The sequence below is a fragment of the Streptomyces qaidamensis genome (assembly GCF_001611795.1).
GTDB lineage: Bacteria > Actinomycetota > Actinomycetes > Streptomycetales > Streptomycetaceae > Streptomyces > Streptomyces qaidamensis.
In genome coordinates, this window is the sequence record NZ_CP015098.1 from 6,961,421 (window position 1) to 6,980,893 (window position 19,473).

14 protein-coding genes are annotated in these 19,473 nt (G+C 70.1%); 6 read left to right on the forward strand and 8 right to left on the reverse strand.

Annotation, left to right across the window (positions count from 1 at the left end):
* Positions 1 to 7: 7 nt before the first annotated feature.
* Positions 8 to 379 (reverse strand): PIN domain-containing protein, encoded by a 372-nt coding sequence (locus A4E84_RS30845; protein ID WP_062929678.1) that lies wholly within the window; start codon positions 377 to 379, stop codon positions 8 to 10.
* An 81-nt stretch (positions 380 to 460) separates the two neighbouring features.
* On the opposite strand from A4E84_RS30845, the gene A4E84_RS30850 reads away from it, so the two are divergent.
* The 3 genes from A4E84_RS30850 (at position 461) to A4E84_RS30860 (ending at position 4,732) form a co-directional block, all read left to right on the forward strand.
* Positions 461 to 1,480, forward strand: coding sequence for a PLL family lectin (locus A4E84_RS30850; RefSeq protein ID WP_062929679.1), 1,020 nt, complete (start codon positions 461 to 463; stop codon positions 1,478 to 1,480).
* 229 nt (positions 1,481 to 1,709) lie between these two features.
* On the forward strand, positions 1,710 to 2,981 hold the full coding sequence (locus tag A4E84_RS30855) for a nucleotide sugar dehydrogenase (RefSeq protein WP_062929680.1): 1,272 nt from the start codon (positions 1,710 to 1,712) through the stop codon (positions 2,979 to 2,981).
* Positions 2,978 to 4,732 carry a glycosyltransferase gene (locus A4E84_RS30860; RefSeq protein ID WP_062929681.1) on the forward strand — a complete coding sequence of 585 codons (1,755 nt, stop codon included), beginning with the start codon at positions 2,978 to 2,980 and terminating at the stop codon, positions 4,730 to 4,732. The genes A4E84_RS30855 and A4E84_RS30860 overlap by 4 nt, the downstream gene beginning before the upstream one ends.
* 84 nt (positions 4,733 to 4,816) lie before the next feature.
* Here A4E84_RS30860 and A4E84_RS30865 read toward each other — a convergent pair whose 3' ends face one another.
* The 6 genes from A4E84_RS30865 to A4E84_RS30890 all read right to left on the reverse strand — a co-directional run bounded on the left by A4E84_RS30865 (position 4,817) and on the right by A4E84_RS30890 (position 14,777).
* Complete coding sequence (locus A4E84_RS30865; RefSeq protein ID WP_237305021.1) at positions 4,817 to 6,241, reverse strand: polysaccharide deacetylase family protein; 1,425 nt, start codon at positions 6,239 to 6,241, stop codon at positions 4,817 to 4,819.
* Between the two features lie 59 nt (positions 6,242 to 6,300).
* A complete protein-coding gene (locus A4E84_RS30870) occupies positions 6,301 to 7,740 on the reverse strand; it encodes a cellulose binding domain-containing protein (RefSeq protein ID WP_062929683.1) in 1,440 nt (479 codons plus the stop codon).
* A 162-nt stretch (positions 7,741 to 7,902) separates the two neighbouring features.
* On the reverse strand, positions 7,903 to 10,032 hold the full coding sequence (locus tag A4E84_RS30875; protein WP_062929684.1) for a 3-hydroxyacyl-CoA dehydrogenase NAD-binding domain-containing protein: 2,130 nt from the start codon (positions 10,030 to 10,032) through the stop codon (positions 7,903 to 7,905).
* A complete protein-coding gene (locus A4E84_RS30880) occupies positions 10,029 to 11,246 on the reverse strand; it encodes a thiolase family protein (protein ID WP_062929685.1) in 1,218 nt (405 codons plus the stop codon). The genes A4E84_RS30875 and A4E84_RS30880 overlap by 4 nt, the downstream gene beginning before the upstream one ends.
* Before the next feature lie 130 nt (positions 11,247 to 11,376).
* Complete coding sequence (locus tag A4E84_RS30885) at positions 11,377 to 12,411, reverse strand: LacI family DNA-binding transcriptional regulator (RefSeq protein ID WP_062929686.1); 1,035 nt, start codon at positions 12,409 to 12,411, stop codon at positions 11,377 to 11,379.
* Positions 12,408 to 14,777, reverse strand: coding sequence for a glycoside hydrolase family 2 protein (locus tag A4E84_RS30890; protein ID WP_062929687.1), 2,370 nt, complete (start codon positions 14,775 to 14,777; stop codon positions 12,408 to 12,410). Before A4E84_RS30890 ends, A4E84_RS30885 begins: the two co-directional genes overlap by 4 nt.
* Positions 14,778 to 14,940: 163 nt before the next feature.
* Here A4E84_RS30890 and A4E84_RS30895 point away from each other — a divergent pair, with 163 nt between their 5' ends.
* From A4E84_RS30895 to A4E84_RS30905, 3 genes are read left to right on the forward strand one after another with little or no spacing between them, the layout of a single operon-like run.
* Positions 14,941 to 16,254: an ABC transporter substrate-binding protein gene (locus A4E84_RS30895; protein ID WP_062931668.1), complete on the forward strand. Its 1,314-nt coding sequence runs from the start codon at positions 14,941 to 14,943 to the stop codon at positions 16,252 to 16,254.
* Positions 16,254 to 17,204 (forward strand): carbohydrate ABC transporter permease, encoded by a 951-nt coding sequence (locus A4E84_RS30900; protein WP_062929688.1) that lies wholly within the window; start codon positions 16,254 to 16,256, stop codon positions 17,202 to 17,204. The genes A4E84_RS30895 and A4E84_RS30900 overlap by 1 nt, the downstream gene beginning before the upstream one ends.
* Positions 17,201 to 18,031, forward strand: coding sequence for a carbohydrate ABC transporter permease (locus tag A4E84_RS30905; protein ID WP_062929689.1), 831 nt, complete (start codon positions 17,201 to 17,203; stop codon positions 18,029 to 18,031). The genes A4E84_RS30900 and A4E84_RS30905 overlap by 4 nt, the downstream gene beginning before the upstream one ends.
* Positions 18,032 to 18,131: 100 nt before the next feature.
* On the opposite strand, the gene A4E84_RS30910 is transcribed toward A4E84_RS30905, so the two are convergent.
* A complete protein-coding gene (locus A4E84_RS30910) occupies positions 18,132 to 19,421 on the reverse strand; it encodes a ribonuclease D (RefSeq protein ID WP_079129179.1) in 1,290 nt (429 codons plus the stop codon).
* Between the last annotated feature and the right edge of the window lie 52 nt (positions 19,422 to 19,473).

Genomic DNA, 19,473 nt, shown 5'->3' on the forward strand with positions numbered 1-19,473 from the left:
CGAGCGCCTACGGACGAACAGACCGCGGCCCCGCCACCTCCGCCCCCAGCTCACCGACCCGCCTCCGCAGCTCGCGGTCCGCCGTGATCACCAGGACGGCGCGGTCACCGGCCGAGGCCACCACCTCGACGATGTGGTCGTCTCCGCTGCCGGCGGCGGACGACACCCGTACCCCGGGCACGGACTCCACACCCCGCGCCGCCCCCTCCACCACGAGGACGATCTCCACCGGGCCGGAGACGGCGGGGACCCCCTGCGACGCCAACCGGTCCCGCAGCCGTTCCGCCGCGCCGCGGCGGTCCCGCCACCAGCCGTCCGGCACCGACCCGACGACGTTCGCCGCGTCGACGACGACCAGGACAGGCGTGTTGGCGTTCATGTGGCCAGGGTCGCACGGCAGATGGCCGCCCGGCGGGGCCGGGCGGCGCGTCGGGCCCCGCCCTCCGCATAAAGTGAACAGGTGAACGGCGACTGGCTCATCCGCGGCCGCGACGGCCGCCTCACCGTCTACCTGCCCTCCGGCGACGCCGTCCTGTGCCGTGCGGAACGCGGCCCCGCCGGCCCCTGGGAGGACGCCCCCCGCACCGTCGGCGGCAGCCAGAAGCTGCACCCGGGCGCGGCGGTCGGCCAGGGCCGGGACGGGTACGCCCATCTGGCCGCCTGGCGGCCCACCGTGCCGGGGGAGTCGGGGCTCGTGCACTCCACGCACTTCCGGCCCGGGCTCGCGGCCCTGGACTGGGTCCCGATCGGGCACCCGGACCAGAAGGGCGACCGGACGGGCCCGCCTGCCGTCGCCGTCGACGGCGCGGGGCGCGGCTATGTCTTCGTCCGGAACGCGAACGGCGGGGTCAGCCTGCGCAACCAGAAGGTCAAGGGCGGCTGGAGCTCCTGGCAGAACCTCGAAGGGCATGACGTCGAGGGCGAACTGGCCGCCGTGACGGGGGAGTCGGGGCTGGTGGAGATGTACGCCGCCGTCCCCGGCGGAATCCTGCACTGGCGGCAGGAGGGGGACGGGAAGAGGCCGGTGCGGACCGAGGGCGTCGACGCACCCGTGCGCCCGGGGACCCTGCGCGCCCTCGCCACGTCCGCCGAGCACACCACCCTCTTCTTCACCGACACATCGGGCGACCTGTACGCATGGCGCCCCGGTGAGAAGCCGGCGGCCCTCCTCACGTCCGCCGGCCCCGGCCCGGTCTCCGCCGTACGGTGTGAGATCGGGGGGCACGACTGCACCGTGCTCGCGCAGCGGTCGGCGAGCGGCAGGGTCGCCTTCGCCGCGTATCCCACCGAGCAGGAGTCGGCCGGTGCCTGGTGGACGGAGTCCGGACCCCAGCTGCCCGCCGACGCCGTGGTGTCGGTGGCGCTCGACGAGCACGGGGAAGTCGTCGCGGCCTCCCAGTCGCCCTCCACGGGCACCGTGCTGCTCACCCGGCGCAAGGACGAGCCGGGGCTCGCGCTGGAGGCCTGGCGAGAGATCTGACCCCCGTCAGACCCGGAACGGATCACTTCCTTTTGAGACTCTTGACGCACCAGACACACGAGGCGTGTCAAGGGTTGTACAGATGTGTGCGTGACAAGGCGCACCTCGGGTGAACGTGGTCAAAAAGTGAAGGTCTTGTTAACCTCCTCGGACTTGTTCGATTTGCTCGGGGGGCCGGTTGCAGCTGCGTCTGGCCGACGCCGTTGCAACGGGGTTGGGGAATGATGTCGTGAGCAGATCCTCCACGGTGGATCTTGTCGTTGTCGGACTCGGTTACGTGGGGCTGCCGTTGGCCAGGTCCGCCGCCGCCGCGGGCCTGAAGGTGGTCGGTCTCGACCGCAGCCGACGGGTGGTCGACGGATTGAACGCCGGTTGTTCACACGTCGACGACATCACCGACGCCGAAGTGCGCGCCATGCTGGAGCAGGGCTTCGAGGCCGTCGACCGGGCGGACGTGATCGCCGGCGCCGCCGCGGTCGTCGTGTGTGTTCCCACGCCGCTCACCGAGCACGGAGCCCCGGACCTCGGCGCGGTGCACGCCGCCGTCGACGACATCGCCGCCCACCTCACCGCCGGCACGCTCGTGGTCCTGGAGTCGACGACGTACCCGGGCACGACCGACGAGGTCGTCCGGCCGCGTCTGGAGGCCGGGGGCCTGCGGGTCGGCATCGACTTCCACCTCGCCTTCTCCCCGGAGCGCATCGACCCGGGCAACCCCTCCTTCGGCCTGGAGAACACACCGAAGGTCGTCGGCGGCATCACGGCCGACTGCACCAAGGCCGCCCGCGCCCTCTACGAGCGTTTCGTGAACCGGGTCGTCGAGGCCAAGGGCACCCGCGAGGCCGAGATGGCCAAGCTGCTGGAGAACACCTACCGGCACGTCAACATCGCCCTCGTCAACGAGATGTCGATGTTCTGCCGCGAGATCGGCGTCGACCTGTGGGACGCGATCCGGTGCGCGTCCACCAAGCCGTTCGGGTTCGCCCCGTTCTACCCTGGCCCCGGCGTCGGCGGGCACTGCATCCCGATCGACCCCAACTACCTGTCGTACAAGGTGCGTTCGCTGGGCATCCCGTTCCGGTTCGTGGAGCTGGCGCAGGAGATCAACCAGCGCATGCCCGTGCACGTGGTCAACCGCGCCGCCGATCTGCTCAACGACCAGGGCAAGGCCGTGCGCGGCTCCCGGATCCTGCTGCTCGGCGTGACCTACAAGCCGGACATCTCCGACCAGCGCGAGAGCCCGGCCCTGGCCGTCGCGGAGAACCTCCTCGCGCGGGGTGCCGAACTCGTCTACTTCGACCCGCGCGTCGAGGACTGGCGCGTCGGCGGTGACCCCGTCGAGCGGGCCGGGGACTACCTCGCCGCCGCCGAGGCCGCGGACCTCACGATCCTGCTCCAGCCGCACCGCGAGATAGACCTCGACGAGCTGGCCGACCGTGCCCGGGCGCTCTTCGACACCCGGGGCAAATCCGCCGACCACCCGCGGGTGGTCAAGCTGTGACTTCCGAAGATACGTTCATACCCGGTGCCGTCGACTCCGGTGGGCGTCGTGCGCACCGGAAGCGGCGGCATCTGAAGGTCTCGTACTTCGTCTTCCTGGGCCTGGCCGCGCTGATCGCCACCCGGCTCGACGCCGGTTCGCTGCACCTGTACTCGATGGGCGCCATGGGCCTGCTGGCCCTGAAGATGTTCGGCGCCCTCTTCTACCGTCCGGCCAAGGCCGGGCGGGAGGAGCTGGAGTACCTGGAGAACACCTGGGTCACCGCGGTCATCCCGATCTACAACGAGGACCCGGTGATGTTCGAGCAGGGCATGCGCAGCCTCCTCGCGCAGAGCCGCCTGCCCAACGAGATCCACATCATCGACGACGCGAGCGCCAACGACTCCGGCATCCGCGCGGCGAAGAAGATGCGCCGCGAGTTCGAGGCCAAGGGCGTCAAGTACACCGTCAGCGTCCAGCCCGAGAACAAGGGCAAGCGCGAGGCGCTGGCGCTGGGCTTCGAGGCCGCGCCCTACTCCGACATCTTCCTCTGCGTCGACTCGGACACCGTGTTGTCCCGGGACACCGTGCGCGAGCTGTTGCTGCCGCTCGCCGACGAGAAGATCATGGCCTCCACCGGCATGGTGCTGGCGCTCAACCACGACAGCAACATCTTCACGCGCCTGCAGGACCTGCGCTACGGCAACTCGTTCCTCTTCGAACGGGCCGCCTACTCGCGGCTGAAGTCGGTCCTGTGCTGCTGCGGCGCGCTCTCCGCGTACCGCGGCACGCTGGTGCGCAAGTACCTGCCGGACTTCCTCAACCAGCAGTTCCTGGGCAAGCCTGCCGTCTTCGGCGACGACCGCCGTATGACCAACTACTGCCTGATGGAGGGCCAGGTCGTCTTCCAGGAGACCGCCGTCGGTTACACGGCCGTCCCCGAGAAGCTGCCGCACTTCCTGCGCCAGCAGGTCCGCTGGAACAAGTCCTTCTTCCGCGAGTCGCTCTGGGCGTTCCGGCACCAGAAGAAGTACCGGCCGGCCTTCTGGCTGACCTGCATGGAACTCGCCCTGTGGCTGGTCTTCGGCTCGGCGATGTTCTACTCGATGGTCATCCTGCCCATCATCAAGCCGCAGCAGTTCGTCAACCACATCGGTGACTACCTGGTCTTCATGGTCCTGATGGGCTACCTGCGCAACGTGCGCTACCTCGACTTCCCGCGCCGCGGCATGGGCTTCATCAAGCGCTTCGGCATGTTCCTGCTCGCGCCGATCTACGGCGTGATCCAGCTGACGCTGCTGACCCCGCTGCGCTTCTACGCCCTGTTCACACTCCACAAGGGCAGCTGGGGCACCCGCCAGGGCGGTGTCGAGGTGTCGGTGGCCGGGGACCACGAGAGCGATGTGACGGAGATCTTCGAGGAAGAGGACCCGTACTCCGACAAGAAGGTCACCGAGACGCTCCAGCTGATGCGTCTGGAGGGCGTGGCGCTGCGCACCCGGCCGCGCCCGGCGGGCGGCATCCCCTCCCAGCCGCAGCCGATCCCCGGCTACGACGAGGAGCAGCACGCCGGCGTTCCGCAGCAGCGCGTCAGCTGGGGGGCGCCGGAGCCGGCCGGCCGGCAGCAGTGGCAGGGCGAGTACCCCGGCCACCACGACCCGTACCAGCAGCAGCCGTACCCGGGGCAGGGCCACGGCCCGCAGCAGGGCGGGTATCCGCCGCAGGACCCGTCCTGGCAGCAGGGCCGGGGACAGGGCCAGGGCGGCTGGTAGAGCAGCGGAGGAACGGAGAGAGGGGCGGCCGGGGGGCCGCCCCTCTCTTGTGCGTTCGGGCGTTGGGCGTGCGGGCCTCGGGCCTCAGGTGTAGGAGGCCATGGCCTCCTCGACCGTCAGCACCGGGATGTCCCGTTCCTCGATCGCCTTCATCAGCGCCTCCAGGCCCGCGGTGCCGATCTCGGTGCTCGTCTTGGGAGCGCCGTCGACGACCTTGTGCAGACACAGGATCAGCCAGTCGCCGCTGTTCACGCACCGGTCCAGCTTGCCGCCCGCGCCCGTCAGCTTCGACAGGGCCGTACCGCCGATGCCCGTGCCGTCGTTGATGCCCGTCAGCGCCTTGAGACGGTAGGGCATCGCCGGGGCGAACGACTCGATGGTCTCGGAGATGATCGACCGGGCCGTGGTGAAGTGCCGGCTCGCGATCTGGTCGACCGGGACCCCGTCGGAGGTCTTCTGGAACGCGCCGTGCGGATAGGCGAAGTGCTCGCTGGTGAAGCCGTTGGAGACCAGCCACTCGCGCAGCTTGCGGAAGTCGTCGTCGGCCTGCTCGGCGGTGAGCTTGGGGTAGCTGGCCGTGTGGACGGCGTTCGCGTACGAGTGGCCGCCCATCTCCCAGCCGGAGAAGTCCTGCATCGACCGCATCTGGTCGAGCGTCAGGAAGCTGCCGGTGCCGATGGCGTCGGCGATGTTGTAGACCGTGCCGGGGAAGCCGAAGCGGTCCATGACCGGACGCGCCAGGTCGTGGATCGACTTGTGTGAGTCGTCGAAGGTGATGGAGACGACGCCCTTGGGGAACACCGAGACGGTGTCCGGTATCAGCTCGACGGCCTGGAGCCGGTAGGTCACCGGACCGCCCGCGTTGTCGTACACGGCGAACGACATGTCGGTGAAGCCGGTCTTCGTGGAGGGCTTGCCACTGGCGCCGATGGAGTACGTGCCCGCCGCCGCGTTGACGTCCGCCCACTGGAGGTGGACGGTCACCCACTCCCCGGACTGGACGTAGTTCGCCGAGGTCTTGGAGTGGAGGTGGTGCGTCCAGGCGAAGTGGTTCGCGAGGGAACCGCTGCCCAGGTAGAAGACGCACTTGGCCAGGTTCGTCACGTCGTCGACGCGGAAGACCAGCCGGATCATCTTGCCCGTCAGGCTCATCGCCGGCAGGCCCGTCTTGCGGACGTAACTCTGCTTGCCGGTGCCGTTCGTCGTCACCCGGACCGACTGGGTGCCGCGGACGAAGGCGGACTTGTCGTTCGCCTCGGCCGACGCGGTGCCCGCGCCCCCGGGCGTCCAGCCGTGGCCCGACTGGAACTGCTGGGACCAGCTGGCCCGGCGGTACTTGGGGCGGCGGCCGGAGGGGGCGTAGAGGGGAGGCGTGGTGAGGCCTCCGATGCCGGCTCCGGCGGCCGGGGCGGCGGCGGGCTGCGCCACCACCTTGCCCAGCCACGCGCCGCCGCCGGCCATGGCGACGCCTCCTGTACCGCCCATCAGCAGCGCGGAGCGCCTGCTCACCACCGGCTTGTTCTCCGTTGCCTCGGCAGCGTGCCTGTGGGCACCGGACCGACTGTTCCTCACCGGGACTCCCGAACCGTGTCGAAGTAGTTCACACCCTCGTCGGTGAAGTCCTCGACAGCGGACTGCACTTGCTTCGCCGACAGGGTGTCGTTCGCGTTGTAGTAGAGCCAGTCCACCTTCATGTCCCAGGCGCGCTCGCCCTTGAACGGCAGATCGATGAACCAGTGGTTGAAGTTCACGGACATGTCCGCGCGCGGGGCGTACTTGCCGTTGCTGAGGAAGAGCTTCTCGCCGTCGAGCCAGTAGGCGACGACGCCGTCCTTCACCCTGATCAGCACGGTGTGCCAGCTGTCGAGGCTCTTGTTCGTGGTCTCGTAGACCCGGTCGTTCGTCTTGTGGTCGTACCAGGTCACGGTGTCGAGCTTGGGGCCGGGCCGGCCCCAGCCGCCGTTCGGCATGTACTCGTTGTCCAGCTCGCTGTACTTCGAGCCGGTGCCGCCGATGGTGTAGAAGGTCTGGTTGACGTGGTCGCCGGCGTCGCCGGTGGTCGGCTCGTCGCTGAAGTGGATCCGGGCCGCGTAGGTGCCGTCGCGGAACTTGCTCGCGGCGGTGCCGAGGCTCGCCTGCCGCGTCCCGGCCTTGGTGCCGTCCGTGCTCGCCCGCAGGTTCAGGACCTGGCCGCCGGCGTGCGCGCCCTCGGCGGTGGGGAAGCTGACACCCTTCGCCGACCAGGTGTTCTCGACGCCCGGGCCGCCCTTGCTGGTGCGGACCAGCCAGCCGTGCTTGAACAGGGCCGGGTCCTTGGGGCCCTGATAGGTGAAGTCGTCGAACAGCACCCCGGCGGGCGGGGCGGGCAGCGGCCCGGGCGTGGACTTCGCCGCCGTCTTCTTCTCGTCGCTCGCCTTGGTGCCGTCCGGCTCCTCTCCCCAGGCGAGGACGCCCCGCTTGTAGGCGGTGACCTTCTCCGCCTCCTTGTAGCTGGTCATCTCAGCGTCGAAGGAGCGGTCGTCGGACTGCTTGAGCTTCTTGTGGTCGGTGCGGAAGAGCTGGAGGTCGATGCCCTTGCTGTTGGCGCCGGGCTTGAGGTCACCCGCGGCGGCCGTGAACCGGACCTCCAGATAGTGGTCGGCGGTGTCCGTGGGCTTGTCCATCGCGACGATCCGACCGGCGACGTTGGAACAGCCGAACACGGCGTTGACACAGTTGAAGGCGTAGGACGCGGAACCGTCGGCGGTGAACCAGTACCGGAGCGTCACATCGCTCAACGGCAGTGGCTTGTCCGTGTCGTTGAAGACCTCCAGCGACGGCTTGGCCGCCGGCGCCGTCGCCGGGGTGTCGGTCCGGTAGCGGACCTTCAGCTCGGGCGGGTCCGGGTTGGCGGCCTTCCACACGGGATACAGCGCCGTGCCGCCTGCGGCGACCACCACCACGAGGAGCAGGAGCCTGATCTTGGGCCAGACCCGGCGTCGGGGTGTTCGGCGACGAGGGGACGCCACGCAGGACTCCTTCGAGGACACCCGGCGGTCTGGGGTGGAGACCGTCAGAGTCAGGTAAACAATGGTCGGATTGTGTGAGGATCCTATCTGTGGCGGCATGCGGAGAGGGGGGCGGGTGCACGGATTGTTACCGTACGCCCCACCCCCCTCAGGGGTAACGCGTTACGCCGGGACGCTCGCGACGCCCTGCGCGAGGAACCGCTTGCCGTTCACGCGCTCGGAGACACCCTCGCGGTCCAGGTACGGCGTGATGCCGCCCAGGTGGAAGGGCCAGCCGGCGCCCGTGATGAGGCAGAGGTCGATGTCCTGTGCCTCGGCGACGACACCCTCGTCGAGCATGATGCCGATCTCCTGCGCGACCGCGTCCAGGACGCGGTCGCGGACCTGCTCCTCCGTCAGGACGCTGTCGCCCTGCTTGAGCAGCGCGGCGACCTCGGGGTCCAGCTCCGGCTTGCCGCTGTCGTAGACGTAGAAGCCGCGCTTGCCCGCCTTGACGACGGCCGCGAGGTTCGGGGAGACCGTGAAGCGCTCCGGGAACGCCCGGTTGAGCGTTTCGGAGACGTGCAGGCCGATCGCCGGGCCGACCAGCTCCAGCAGGACCAGCGGCGACATCGGCAGACCGAGCGGCTCGACGGCCTTCTCGGCGACCTCGACCGGCGTGCCCTCGTCGATGACGTTCTGGATCTCGCCCATGAAGCGGGTCAGGATGCGGTTCACGACGAACGCCGGAGCGTCCTTGGTGAGGACCGCGGTCTTCTTCAGCTTCTTGGCGACGGCGAAGGCCGTGGCCAGGGAGGCGTCGTCGGTCTTCTCGCCGCGCACGATCTCCAGCAGCGGCAGGACCGCGACCGGGTTGAAGAAGTGGAAGCCGACGACCCGCTCGGGGTGCTGCAGCTTCGACGCCATCTCCGAGACGGAGAGGGAGGAGGTGTTCGTCGCGAAGATGGCGTGCGCCGGGGCGACCGCCTCGACCTCCGCGAACACCTGCTGCTTGACGCCGATCTCCTCGAACACGGCCTCGATGACGAAGTCCGCGTCCGCGAAGCCCTCGGCCTTGTCCAGCACACCGGAGACCAGCGCCTTGAGGCGGTTGGCCTTGTCCTGGTTGATGCGGCCCTTGCCGAGCAGCTTGTCGATCTCGGCGTGGACGTAGCCCACACCCTTGTCGACGCGCTCCTGGTCGATGTCGGTCAGCACGACCGGCACCTCCAGGCGGCGCAGGAACAGCAGCGCGAGCTGGCTGGCCATCAGACCGGCGCCGACGACACCGACCTTGGTGACCGGGCGGGCCAGGGACTTGTCCGGGGCGCCGGCCGGGCGCTTGCCGCGCTTCTGCACCAGGTTGAAGGCGTAGATGCCGGAGCGCAGTTCGCCGCCCATGATGAGGTCGGCGAGGGCCTTGTCCTCGGCGTCGTAACCCTGCTGGAGGTCGCCGTTCTTGGCGGCGGCGATGATGTCCAGGGCGCGGTAGGCGGCCGGGGCGGCGCCGTGCACCTTGGAGTCCGCGATGAAGCGGCCCTTGGCGACGGCCTGGTCCCAGGCCTCGCCGCGGTCGATCACCGGGCGCTCGATCTCCAGCTCGCCCTTGAGGACGGCCGCGGTCCAGATCAGCGACTGCTCCAGGAAGTCCGCGCCCTCGAAGATCGCGTCGGCGATCCCGAGGTCGTAGACCTGCTTGCCCTTGAGCTGCTTGTTCTGGTTGAGGCTGTTCTCGATGATCACCGAGACGGCCTTCTCGGGGCCGATCAGGTTCGGCAGCAGCGTGCAGCCGCCCCAGCCCGGGACGAGGCCGAGGAACACCTCGGGCAGGGAGAACGCCGGGAGGGCCGCGGAGACGGTGCGGTAGGTGCAGTGCAGACCGACCTCGACACCGCCGCCCATCGCGGCGCCGTTGTAGTACGCGAAGGTCGGCACGGCCAGCTTCGACAGCCGCTTGAAGACCTCGTGGCCGCCCTTGCCGATGGCGAGGGCGTGCTCGTGCTCCTTGAGGATCTCCACGCCCTTGAGGTCGGCGCCGACCGCGAAGATGAACGGCTTGCCGGTGATGCCGACGCCGATGATCTCGCCGTCCGCCGCCTCCTTCTCGACCTGGTCGATGGCGGTGTTCAGGTTCGCCAGCGAGGCCGGGCCGAAGGTGGTCGGCTTGGTGTGGTCGTGGCCGTTGTCCAGGGTGATCAGGGCGAAGCGGCCAGCGCCCAGGGGGAGGTCGAAGTGGCGTACGTGCGCACTCGTGACGACCTCGTCCGGGAACAGCTCGGAAGCCTGCTTCAAAAGCTCGGCGGTGGTGCTCACTTGTCCCCCTCGAAGTGCGGGTTCTCCCAGATGACCGTCGCGCCCATGCCGAAGCCGACACACATGGTGGTCAGGCCGTAGCGGACGTGCGGCTGCTCCTCGAACTGGCGCGCCAGCTGCGTCATCAGGCGGACGCCGGAGGAGGCCAGCGGGTGGCCGAAGGCGATGGCGCCGCCGTACTGGTTGACGCGCTCGTCGTCGTCGGCGATGCCGTAGTGGTCGAGGAAGGCCAGCACCTGGACGGCGAAGGCCTCGTTGATCTCGAACAGGCCGATGTCGGAGATCGACAGGCCGGCCTGGGCCAGCGCCTTCTCCGTCGCCGGGATCGGGCCGTAGCCCATGACCTCCGGCTCGACGCCCGCGAAGGAGTAGGAGACCAGGCGCATCTTCACGGGGAGGTCGTGCTCCCGCGCGAACTCCTCGGAGGCGATGAGCGAGGCGGTGGCGCCGTCGTTCAGACCGGCCGCGTTGCCGGCGGTGACCCGGCCGTGCACACGGAACGGGGTCTTCAGGCCCTGGAGGTTCTCCAGGGTCGTGCCCGGGCGCATCGGCTCGTCGGCGGTGACCAGGCCCCAGCCCGTCTCACCGGCCTCGGGGGAGGTGCGGCGGACCGAGACCGGCACCAGGTCGGCCTGGATCTTGCCGTTGGCGTACGCCTTGGCGGCCTTCTCCTGGGAGCGCACGGCGTACTCGTCGGCGCGCAGCTTGGTGATCTGCGGGTAGCGGTCGTGCAGGTTCTCCGCGGTCATGCCCATGAACAGGGCCGACTCGTCGACCAGCTTCTCGGAGACGAACCGCGGGTTCGGGTCCACGCCCTCGCCCATGGGGTGACGGCCCATGTGCTCGACACCGCCCGCGACGGCGACGTCGTAGGCGCCGAAGGCGACGGAACCGGCGACCGCGGTGACGGCGGTCAGGGCGCCGGCGCACATGCGGTCGATGGAGTAGCCCGGCACGGACTGCGGGAGACCGGCGAGGATCCCGGCGGTGCGGCCGATGGTCAGGCCCTGGTCACCGATCTGCGTGGTCGCGGCGATGGCGACCTCGTCGATCTTCTTCGGGTCGAGTCCGGGGTTGCGGCGCAGCAGCTCCCGGATCGCCTTCACGACGAGGTCGTCGGCACGGGTCTCGTGGTAGATGCCCTTCGGGCCCGCCTTGCCGAACGGGGTGCGGACGCCGTCGACGAAGACGACGTCCCTGACGGTACGAGGCACGATGGCTCTCCTCCAGGGTCAGGATCTGCATTGCTGCTGCGATGCGCTGAGCGCGCGCTCAGGCCCCATGCTACTTATGAGTAACGTAGCAGCACAGTCCTGGCGGGGGGAGCGGTGAAGGTCACACCCCTCACCGAGGCGGCGCAGTGGACCCCCGAGGCGTCAGCACGGGAGTCGGCACGGGATGCGACTCACCCCCTCGCCCGGTGATCACCGAGAACAACGTCCGAGCCACCTCCGCCCCGAACCCGTGCACGTCATGGCTCATCGCCGACAGGGTCGGATGCGTCAGCCGGCACAGCTGCGAGTCGTCCCACGCCAGCAGCGACACGTCCTCCGGCACCCGCAGGCCCATCTCGGCCGCCACCGACAGCCCCGCCACCGCCATGATGTCGTTGTCGTACACGATCGCGGTCGGCCGGTCGGCCGGCGCCGCCGTCAGCAGCGACCGTGTCGCCCGGGCCCCCGCGTCCCCCGAGAAGTCCGTCGCGACCTGCCAGGCCCCGGCTAGCGCCAGCGCCCCCGCCGTCTCGTCGAACGCCGCCGTCCGGATCGCCGTGTGCCCGAGGTCCGCCGCCCCGCCCACCCGGGCGATCCGCCGGTGCCCCAGCGCGGCCAGGTACCGTACCGCCTCCGCCACAGCCGTGGCGTCGTCCGTCCACACCGACGTGAGCCTCCCGGTCAGCGAGGGGTGCCCGACGGCGACCACCGGCATCCCGAGCCGCTCCGTCATGGCCACCCGCGGATCGTCCGCCCGGAAGTCGACGAGGATCGACCCACCGATCTGCCGCCCCCGCCACCACGTCTCCTGGACGCCCACCTCCTCGTCCATGTTCCGTACGAGCCTCAGCAGCAGCGAGCTGGAGTGCTCGGTCAGCACGCTCTGCACGCCCGAGACGAACTCCATGTACCAGGGCTCAAGACCGAGCACCCGCGCCGGCCGGCACACGGCCAGCCCGACCACGTCCACGCGCGATCCGGCCAGCGTCCGCGCCGTGAGGCTCGGCGACCAGCCCAGCTCCCGTGCCGCGAGGAAGATCCGGTCCCGGGTGGCCTCCGACAGTCCCGGCTTGTGGTTGAACGCGAGGGACACCGCGCCCTTGGACACACCGGCGCGCGCGGCGACGTCCTTGATGGTGACGCGAGGGGTCGGCGTTGCCGTCATCGGGTGGGCTCCACGCAGTACAGGGCCGAACGGGCGGTCTTCGCGTCGGGAGTCTTCCAGCCGCGCACCCCGATGGTCACCTCTTCGCCCGGCAGCAGCGTGACCAGCCCCCGGTCGGCCCGCGCCCCGGGGTCGAGCCGGTCGGCCTGGAGCAGCAGGTCCCGCACGAGGGTGCGGGCGGTCACCGTGATGCCGCCCGGCGCGAGCCCGACGTCGAACTCCGGAGCGGGGTAGGGCACTTCGCGGTCGGGCACCGGGAAGTGCAGCGCCCGCAGCCCGTCCACGTCCGCGACCAGGAACTCCCCGGGCCCGGCGGGCAGCAGCTCCCGCGGCACGCCGACACGGGCCACGGCCCGCCTCCCGGCCGCCAGGTCGACGTCCTTCCGGCCCAGCACCTCGCCCTCGACGGACAACCGCCGCAGGGTCAGCGTCCCCCGCCACTCCTCCGGCCCCTGGTTGACGGCGGCCAGCACCAACGCGCCGTCCCGCATCTGGAACGTCGGCAACCGGTCCGCGTACAGCCGTTTCAGCTCGTGGTAGAGCGGCTTCTCGCGGCCGTCCCCGTCGATCGCCGCCCAGGACGTCACGGGCCAGCAGTCGTTGAGCTGCCAGACGACCGTGCCCGCGCACACCGGCCAGTGGGAGCGCCAGTGCTCGATCCCGGCCGCGACCGCCCGCGCCTGGTTCAGCTGCATGAGGTAGTGCCAGCGGTCGAAGTCCCCGTCCGGCACGGCGAAATGCCGCCGGAGCCCCCGCTCCAGCTTGCCGTTGCCGTCGTCGGCCTTCTGGTGGTGCAGCATGCCGGGCGAGTCCGGCGCGAGCTCCTCCCCGGGCAGCGCCCGGCGCAGCGTGCTGTACGCGGGCGGCGCCTGCCAGCCGAATTCGGCGACGAAACGCGGCACGCTCAGCCGGTAGTCCGCGTAGTCCTGCCGGTTCCACACCTCCCACGAGTGGTGGGTGCCGTGCGCCGGGTCGTTCGGGTGGTGGTCCCAGGATCCGGACCAGGGGCTGCCCGCGGTGTACGGCCGGGTCGGGTCCAACTCGGCCACCGCACGCGGCAGTACGCCCAGGTAGTAGCCCTCGCCCCAGGAATCCCCGGCCAGCCGCGGCTCCCACTCCCAGTCCCGGAAGCCCCACAGGTTCTCGTTGTTGCCGTTCCACAGCACGAGCGACGGGTGCGGCATCAGCCGCACGACGTTCTCCCGCGCCTCGGCCTCCACCTCGCCGCGCAGCGGCTGCTCCTCCGGGTAGGCCGCGCACGCGAACGGGAAGTCCTGCCAGACCAGCAGCCCCAGTTCGTCGCAGGCGTCGTAGAAGTCCGCGCTCTCGTAGATCCCGCCGCCCCAGATCCGCACGAGGTCCACGCCCGCGCCGGCCGCCTGCTCCAGCCGCTCCCGGTAGCGCTCGCGGGTGATCCGGGACGGGAAGACGTCGTCGGGGATCCAGTTGACGCCCCGCGCGAAGAGCCGCTCGCCGTTGACGACGAGGGTGAAGCCGGTGCCGTGCGCGTCGGGCCCCCGGTCCAGCTCCACCGTCCGGAAGCCGACCCGCCGCCGCCACACGTCCAGTGCCTCCTCGCCGTGCAGCAGCTTCAGCTCCACGTCGTAGAGCGGCTGTTCGCCGTACCCGCGCGGCCACCACAGCCGCGCGTCCGGCACCCGCAGCCGTACGACCCCGCCTGACCCCTCGATCTCGGCCCGCGCCCGCACCCCAGCGACGGTCGCCTCCACGGCGAGCGGCGCCTCGACCCGGGTCCGCTCGACGTCGACGGCCAGCTCGACGACGCCCGTGCCCTCCTCGACGGTGACCAGCGGCCGCACCCGGGCGATCCGGGCCGTCGACCAGTGCTCCAGGCGCACCGGCCGCCAGATCCCGGCCGTCACCAGGGTCGGCCCCCAGTCCCAGCCGAAGGAGCAGGCCATCTTGCGCAGGTACTGGTACGGCTCGGCGTAGGCGGCGGGCCGCTCGCCCACCCGGCCCCGCACGGCCTCCGCCTCGGCGTAGGCGGAGACGAACCGCACGGACAGCCGCCCGGACAGGCCCGTCACGTCGAACCGGTACGAGCGGTGCATGTTGCGCACCTTCCCCAGCAGCCGCCCGTCCAGGGAGATCTCGGCGACGGTGTCGAGCCCCTCGAAGACCAGGTCGGTCTGCTCCTGCCCCCACGAGCCGCCGATCTCCCGCTCGTACGTCCAGTCCCGGCGCCCCACCCACGCCACCTCGGTCTCGTTCCGGCCGAGGAACGGGTCCGGGACGAGCCCGGCCGCCATCAGGTCGGTGTGCACGCAGCCGGGCACGGCGGCCGGCAGCGTGTCCGAGTCGTGCCGCAGGATCCATCCCTCGCCGAGCGGTGTCGCCTCCAGCATGCGCACTCCCTTAACCGGTTCAGTGAAGAGTCGTGTGTCGGTTTCGCATCGTTGGCGGGATTGGGACTTTACCGGTTGAGTGCGCGCTGTCAGAGTTCCGAACCAGCCATACCGCACGTGCTCGTCCGTCCCGAGTTCCCCTCCGCGAACGGAGCTGATGCACATGAACCGCCGTACCCTCCTCGCCCTGGCAGCAGGGGCCGCCCTGCTGGCCTCCGGCTGCACCGGCACGGGAGGCTCCTCGAAGGGTGCCGACGCCGAGGCGCCCGACGATCCCGCCAAGGTCAGCGGGACCATCACCGTCCTCACCCACCGGACCGACCTCGTGCAGGACGGGACGATGAAGAAGTACGCCGCCGAGTTCAACAAGACGTACCCGAAGGTCAAGGTCGAGTTCGACGGCATCACCGACTATGAGGGCGAAGTCAAGATCCGTATGAACACGGAGAACTACGGCGACGTCCTCATGATCCCCGCGGTGATCGAGAAGAAGGACTACCCGAAGTTCTTTGCCTCGTTGGGCAGCCAGGAGGAGCGGAGCAAGAAGTACCGCTTCACCGACTTCACCGCCGTCGGCGGCAAGGCCTACGGCCAGAGCCCGCTCGGCGCGCTCCCCGGGTTCATCTACAACAAGAAGGTGTGGACCGAGGCCGGGATCACCGACTGGCCCACGACACCGGCCGAGTTCCTCGCCGGCCTCAAGGCGATCAAGTCGAAGACCGACGCGATCCCCTACTACACCAACTTCAAGGACAAGTGGCCGCTCAGCCAGTGGACGGGGGTCAACGGCTCGGTCAGCTGCGACGAGCAGGCCACCACCAGACTGGCCGAGGGCAACCCCTGGGCCGAGGGCGCCGATCTGCGGGTGGCGGACACCCTGCTGTACGACATCGTGCACGAGGGGCTCATCGAGAAGGACCCCACGACCACCAACTGGGAGGCGTCCAAGCCCAAGCTGGCCAAGGGCGAGATCGCCACCATGTGGCTCGGCTCCTGGGCGGTCATCCAGATGCAGGGCGCGGCGAAGCAGGCCGGTGCCAACCCTGACGACATCGGGTTCATGCCCTTCCCCGCGCAGAAGGACGGCACCTTCTGCGCGGTGACGTCGCCCGACTACAACCAGGCCGTCAACATCCACTCCGAGCACAAGGAGGCCGCCCGGGCCTGGATCGACTGGTTCACCGAGAAGTCCGGCTACGCGCAGGACAACCTGGCACTGTCCCCGCTCAAGGACGCCCCGCTGCCCGACATCCTGAAGCCGTACGAGGAGGCGGGCGTCAAGCTCCTCGAACTCGACGACCGCAAGGGCGCCGAGGTGAAGACCATCGAGAACCAGTCCGAGGTCGGCATCAACAAGCCCGACTACCGCCAGGAACTCGTCGACATGGCCCGCGGCGCCAGGAAGGGCAACCCGGACGACTACCTGGACGGCCTCGGTGAGAAGTGGACCGAGACCCAGAAGTCGCTGGGGTACTGATGACGGGCACGACCGAAACGGCGGCCGTCAAGACCGCCGCGGGGGCGGCCGCCGCCCCCGCCCCGGCCCCCGCCCCGCGCCCGGCACGCCTGTGGCGCGGGGCCACCCCCTGGCTCTTCCTGCTCGCCCCGCTCGCCCTCCTGATCGTCTTCACCTACGCGCCGATCGCCAACATGGTCGCGTACAGCTTCACCGACTGGGACGGAGTGAGCCCCGAACTGCACTACACGGGCTCCGAGAACTACGCCGAACTCTTCACCCGCTCCGAGCTGTTCGAGGTCTTCTGGGTCAGCGGCTACTACCTGGCGGCGTCCGTGATCCAGATCGTGGCCGCGCTCTACTTCGCCACCATCCTCAGCTTCAACGTCCGCTTCCGGAACTTCTTCAAGGGCGTGCTGTTCTTCCCGTACCTGATCAACGGCGTGGCGATCGGGTTCGTCTTCCTCTACTTCTTCCAGGACGGCGGCACCCTCGACTCGGTGCTGAGCCTGCTGGGCGTGGAGACGGACCGCGCCTGGCTCGGCACTCCGACGTCGGCGAACACCTCCCTCGCCGCCGTCTCCGTCTGGCGCTACCTGGGCCTGAACTTCGTGCTCTTCCTCGGCGCGATCCAGTCGATCCCCGGGGAGCTGTACGAGGCGGCCGAACTGGACGGCGCGAACCGCTGGCACCAGTTCCGTTTCATCATCGCGCCGGGCATCAAACCGGTCCTGAGCCTGACGGTGATCCTCTCGATCTCCGGTTCGCTCTCGGTCTTCGAGATCCCGTACATCATGACCGGCGGCGCGACCGGCACCGAGACGTTCGTGATCCAGACCGTGAAGCTGGCCTTCCAGTTCAACAAGACGGGGCTCGCCTCGGCGGCCGCGGTCGTACTGCTGCTGATCGTCCTCGCGGTGACCTGGGTGCAGCGGCGCCTCGCCCCCGACGACAAGGTGGACCTCGTATGACGCGCCGCGCGGTGACCCGCGTCCTCGTGTACCTGTCGCTGACCGCCGCGACCGCGCTGGTGCTGCTCCCGCTGGCAGCGGTGTTCCTGACGTCCCTGAAGTCGGAGAAGGAGATGGCGGACGGCAGTGGCGCGCTCGCGCTGCCGGACGACCCGTTCAACCTCGACAACTACGTCACGGCGTTCGAGGACGGCCGGATGCTGTCGGCCTTCGGCAACACGGCCGTCATCCTGGTCGTCGCCATCGGCGGCACGGTCCTGATCGGCTCCATGACGGCCTACGCCATCGACCGCTTCCGGTTCCGTTTCCGCGCGTGGGTCCTGGCCCTGTTCCTGATCGCCGCGCTGGTCCCCGGGGTGACCACCCAGGTGGCCACCTTCCAGATCGTCAACAGCTTCGGCCTGTTCGACAGCCTCTGGGCGCCGATCGCCCTCTACATGGGCACCGACATCGTCTCGATCTACATCTTCCTGCAGTTCGTCCGCTCGATCCCGGTCTCCCTGGACGAGTCGGCCCGCATCGACGGCGCCAACGCCTTCACCGTCTACCGCAAGGTCATCTTCCCGCTGCTGAAACCGGCGATCGCGACGGTCGTGATCGTGAAGGGGATCACCGTCTACAACGACTTCTACATCCCGTTCCTCTACATGCCCTCCGAAGATCTTGGCGTGATCTCGACGTCGCTGTTCCGCTTCAAGGGCCCGTTCGGCGCCCACTGGGAGACGATCTCGGCGGGAGCGATCCTCGTCATCGTCCCCACGCTGGTCGTCTTCCTGTTCCTCCAGCGGTTCATCTACAACGGCTTCACCCGGGGCGCCACGAAGTAGACGCCCTGGGCCTGGGGGCCCGGGGCTGTGTCGACGTGGGGCTCCGCCGCGTGGGCGCGTACCACCACGGACACTCGCGGCCGCCGCGCGCCAAGGCCCCTCATGGCGCCGTGGCGGACAACGCGGTCACCAGCACCGGCGTCACCTGCTCCACCTGCCACGGCCGCGCCCCATGACCGGCCAGCGCCGCCGCGACGGACTCCGCGTCCACCACCGCCGGCGGCTCCCAGCACACCCGCCGCACCGTGTCCGGGGCGATCAGGTTCTCCTGCGGCATGCCGACCTGCTCGGCCAGCGCCGACACCCCGGCCCGGGCGGCGGACAGCCGTGCGGCGGCGGCGGGGTCCTTGTCGGCCCAGGCGCGCGGCGGCGGAGGCCCGGTCACCGGCTGCCCCGGCTGCGGCAGCTGGGCCTCGCTCAGCGCCTTCGCCCGGTCCACCGCCGCCTGCCACTGCTCCAGCTGCCGCTTGCCCACGCGGTGTCCGAAACCGTTCAGCGCGGCCAGTGCGTGCACATTGACCGGGAGAGCCAGCGCCGCCTCCACGATGGCCGCGTCCCCGAGCACCTTGCCCGGCGACACGTCCCGCCGCTGGGCGATCCGGTCCCGGGTCTGCCACAGCTCCCGTACGACGGCCAGCTGCCGCCGGCGGCGCACCTTGTGCATGCCGGACGTACGCCGCCACGGGTCCTTGCGGGGCTCCGGAGGGGGAGCCGAGGCGATCGCGTCGAACTCCTGGTGGGCCCACTCCAGCTTGCCCTGCCGGTCCAGCTCCTTCTCCAGCGCGTCGCGCAGGTCGACGAGCAGCTCGACGTCCAGCGCCGCGTAGCGCAGCCAGGGCTCGGGCAGCGGCCGGGTCGACCAGTCGACGGCGGAGTGTCCCTTCTCCAGGACGAAGCCCAGCACGCTCTCGACCATCGCGCCGAGGCCGACCCGGGGGAACCCGGCGAGCCGCCCGGCCAGCTCCGTGTCGAACAGCCGCGTCGGCACCATGCCTATCTCGCGCAGGCAGGGCAGGTCCTGGGTGGCGGCGTGCAGCACCCACTCGACGCCGGACAGGGCGTCACCGAGGGCGGACAGGTCGGGGCAGGCCACGGGGTCGATCAGGGCCGTTCCGGCGCCCTCGCGGCGCAGCTGCACGAGGTAGGCGCGCTGCCCGTAGCGGTAGCCGGACGCGCGCTCGGCGTCGACGGCGACGGGCCCGGATCCCGCCTCGAAGGCGGCGATCACCCGGGCCAGGGCGGTCTCGTCCGCGATGACGGGCGGAATGCCCTCACGTGGCTCCAGCAAAGGGATCGGCGCCTCCGTAGCAGAAGATCCGCCGTCGTCCGGAGGAGCGCCTCCGGTGGTTCGCAGTGAGCTGTCTGCTGCGGTGTCGTGGGCGTCGGTCACCTGTCAAGGGTATCCATGTATGGACAGCGCCCGCCGACGGAACGTTCCGTCG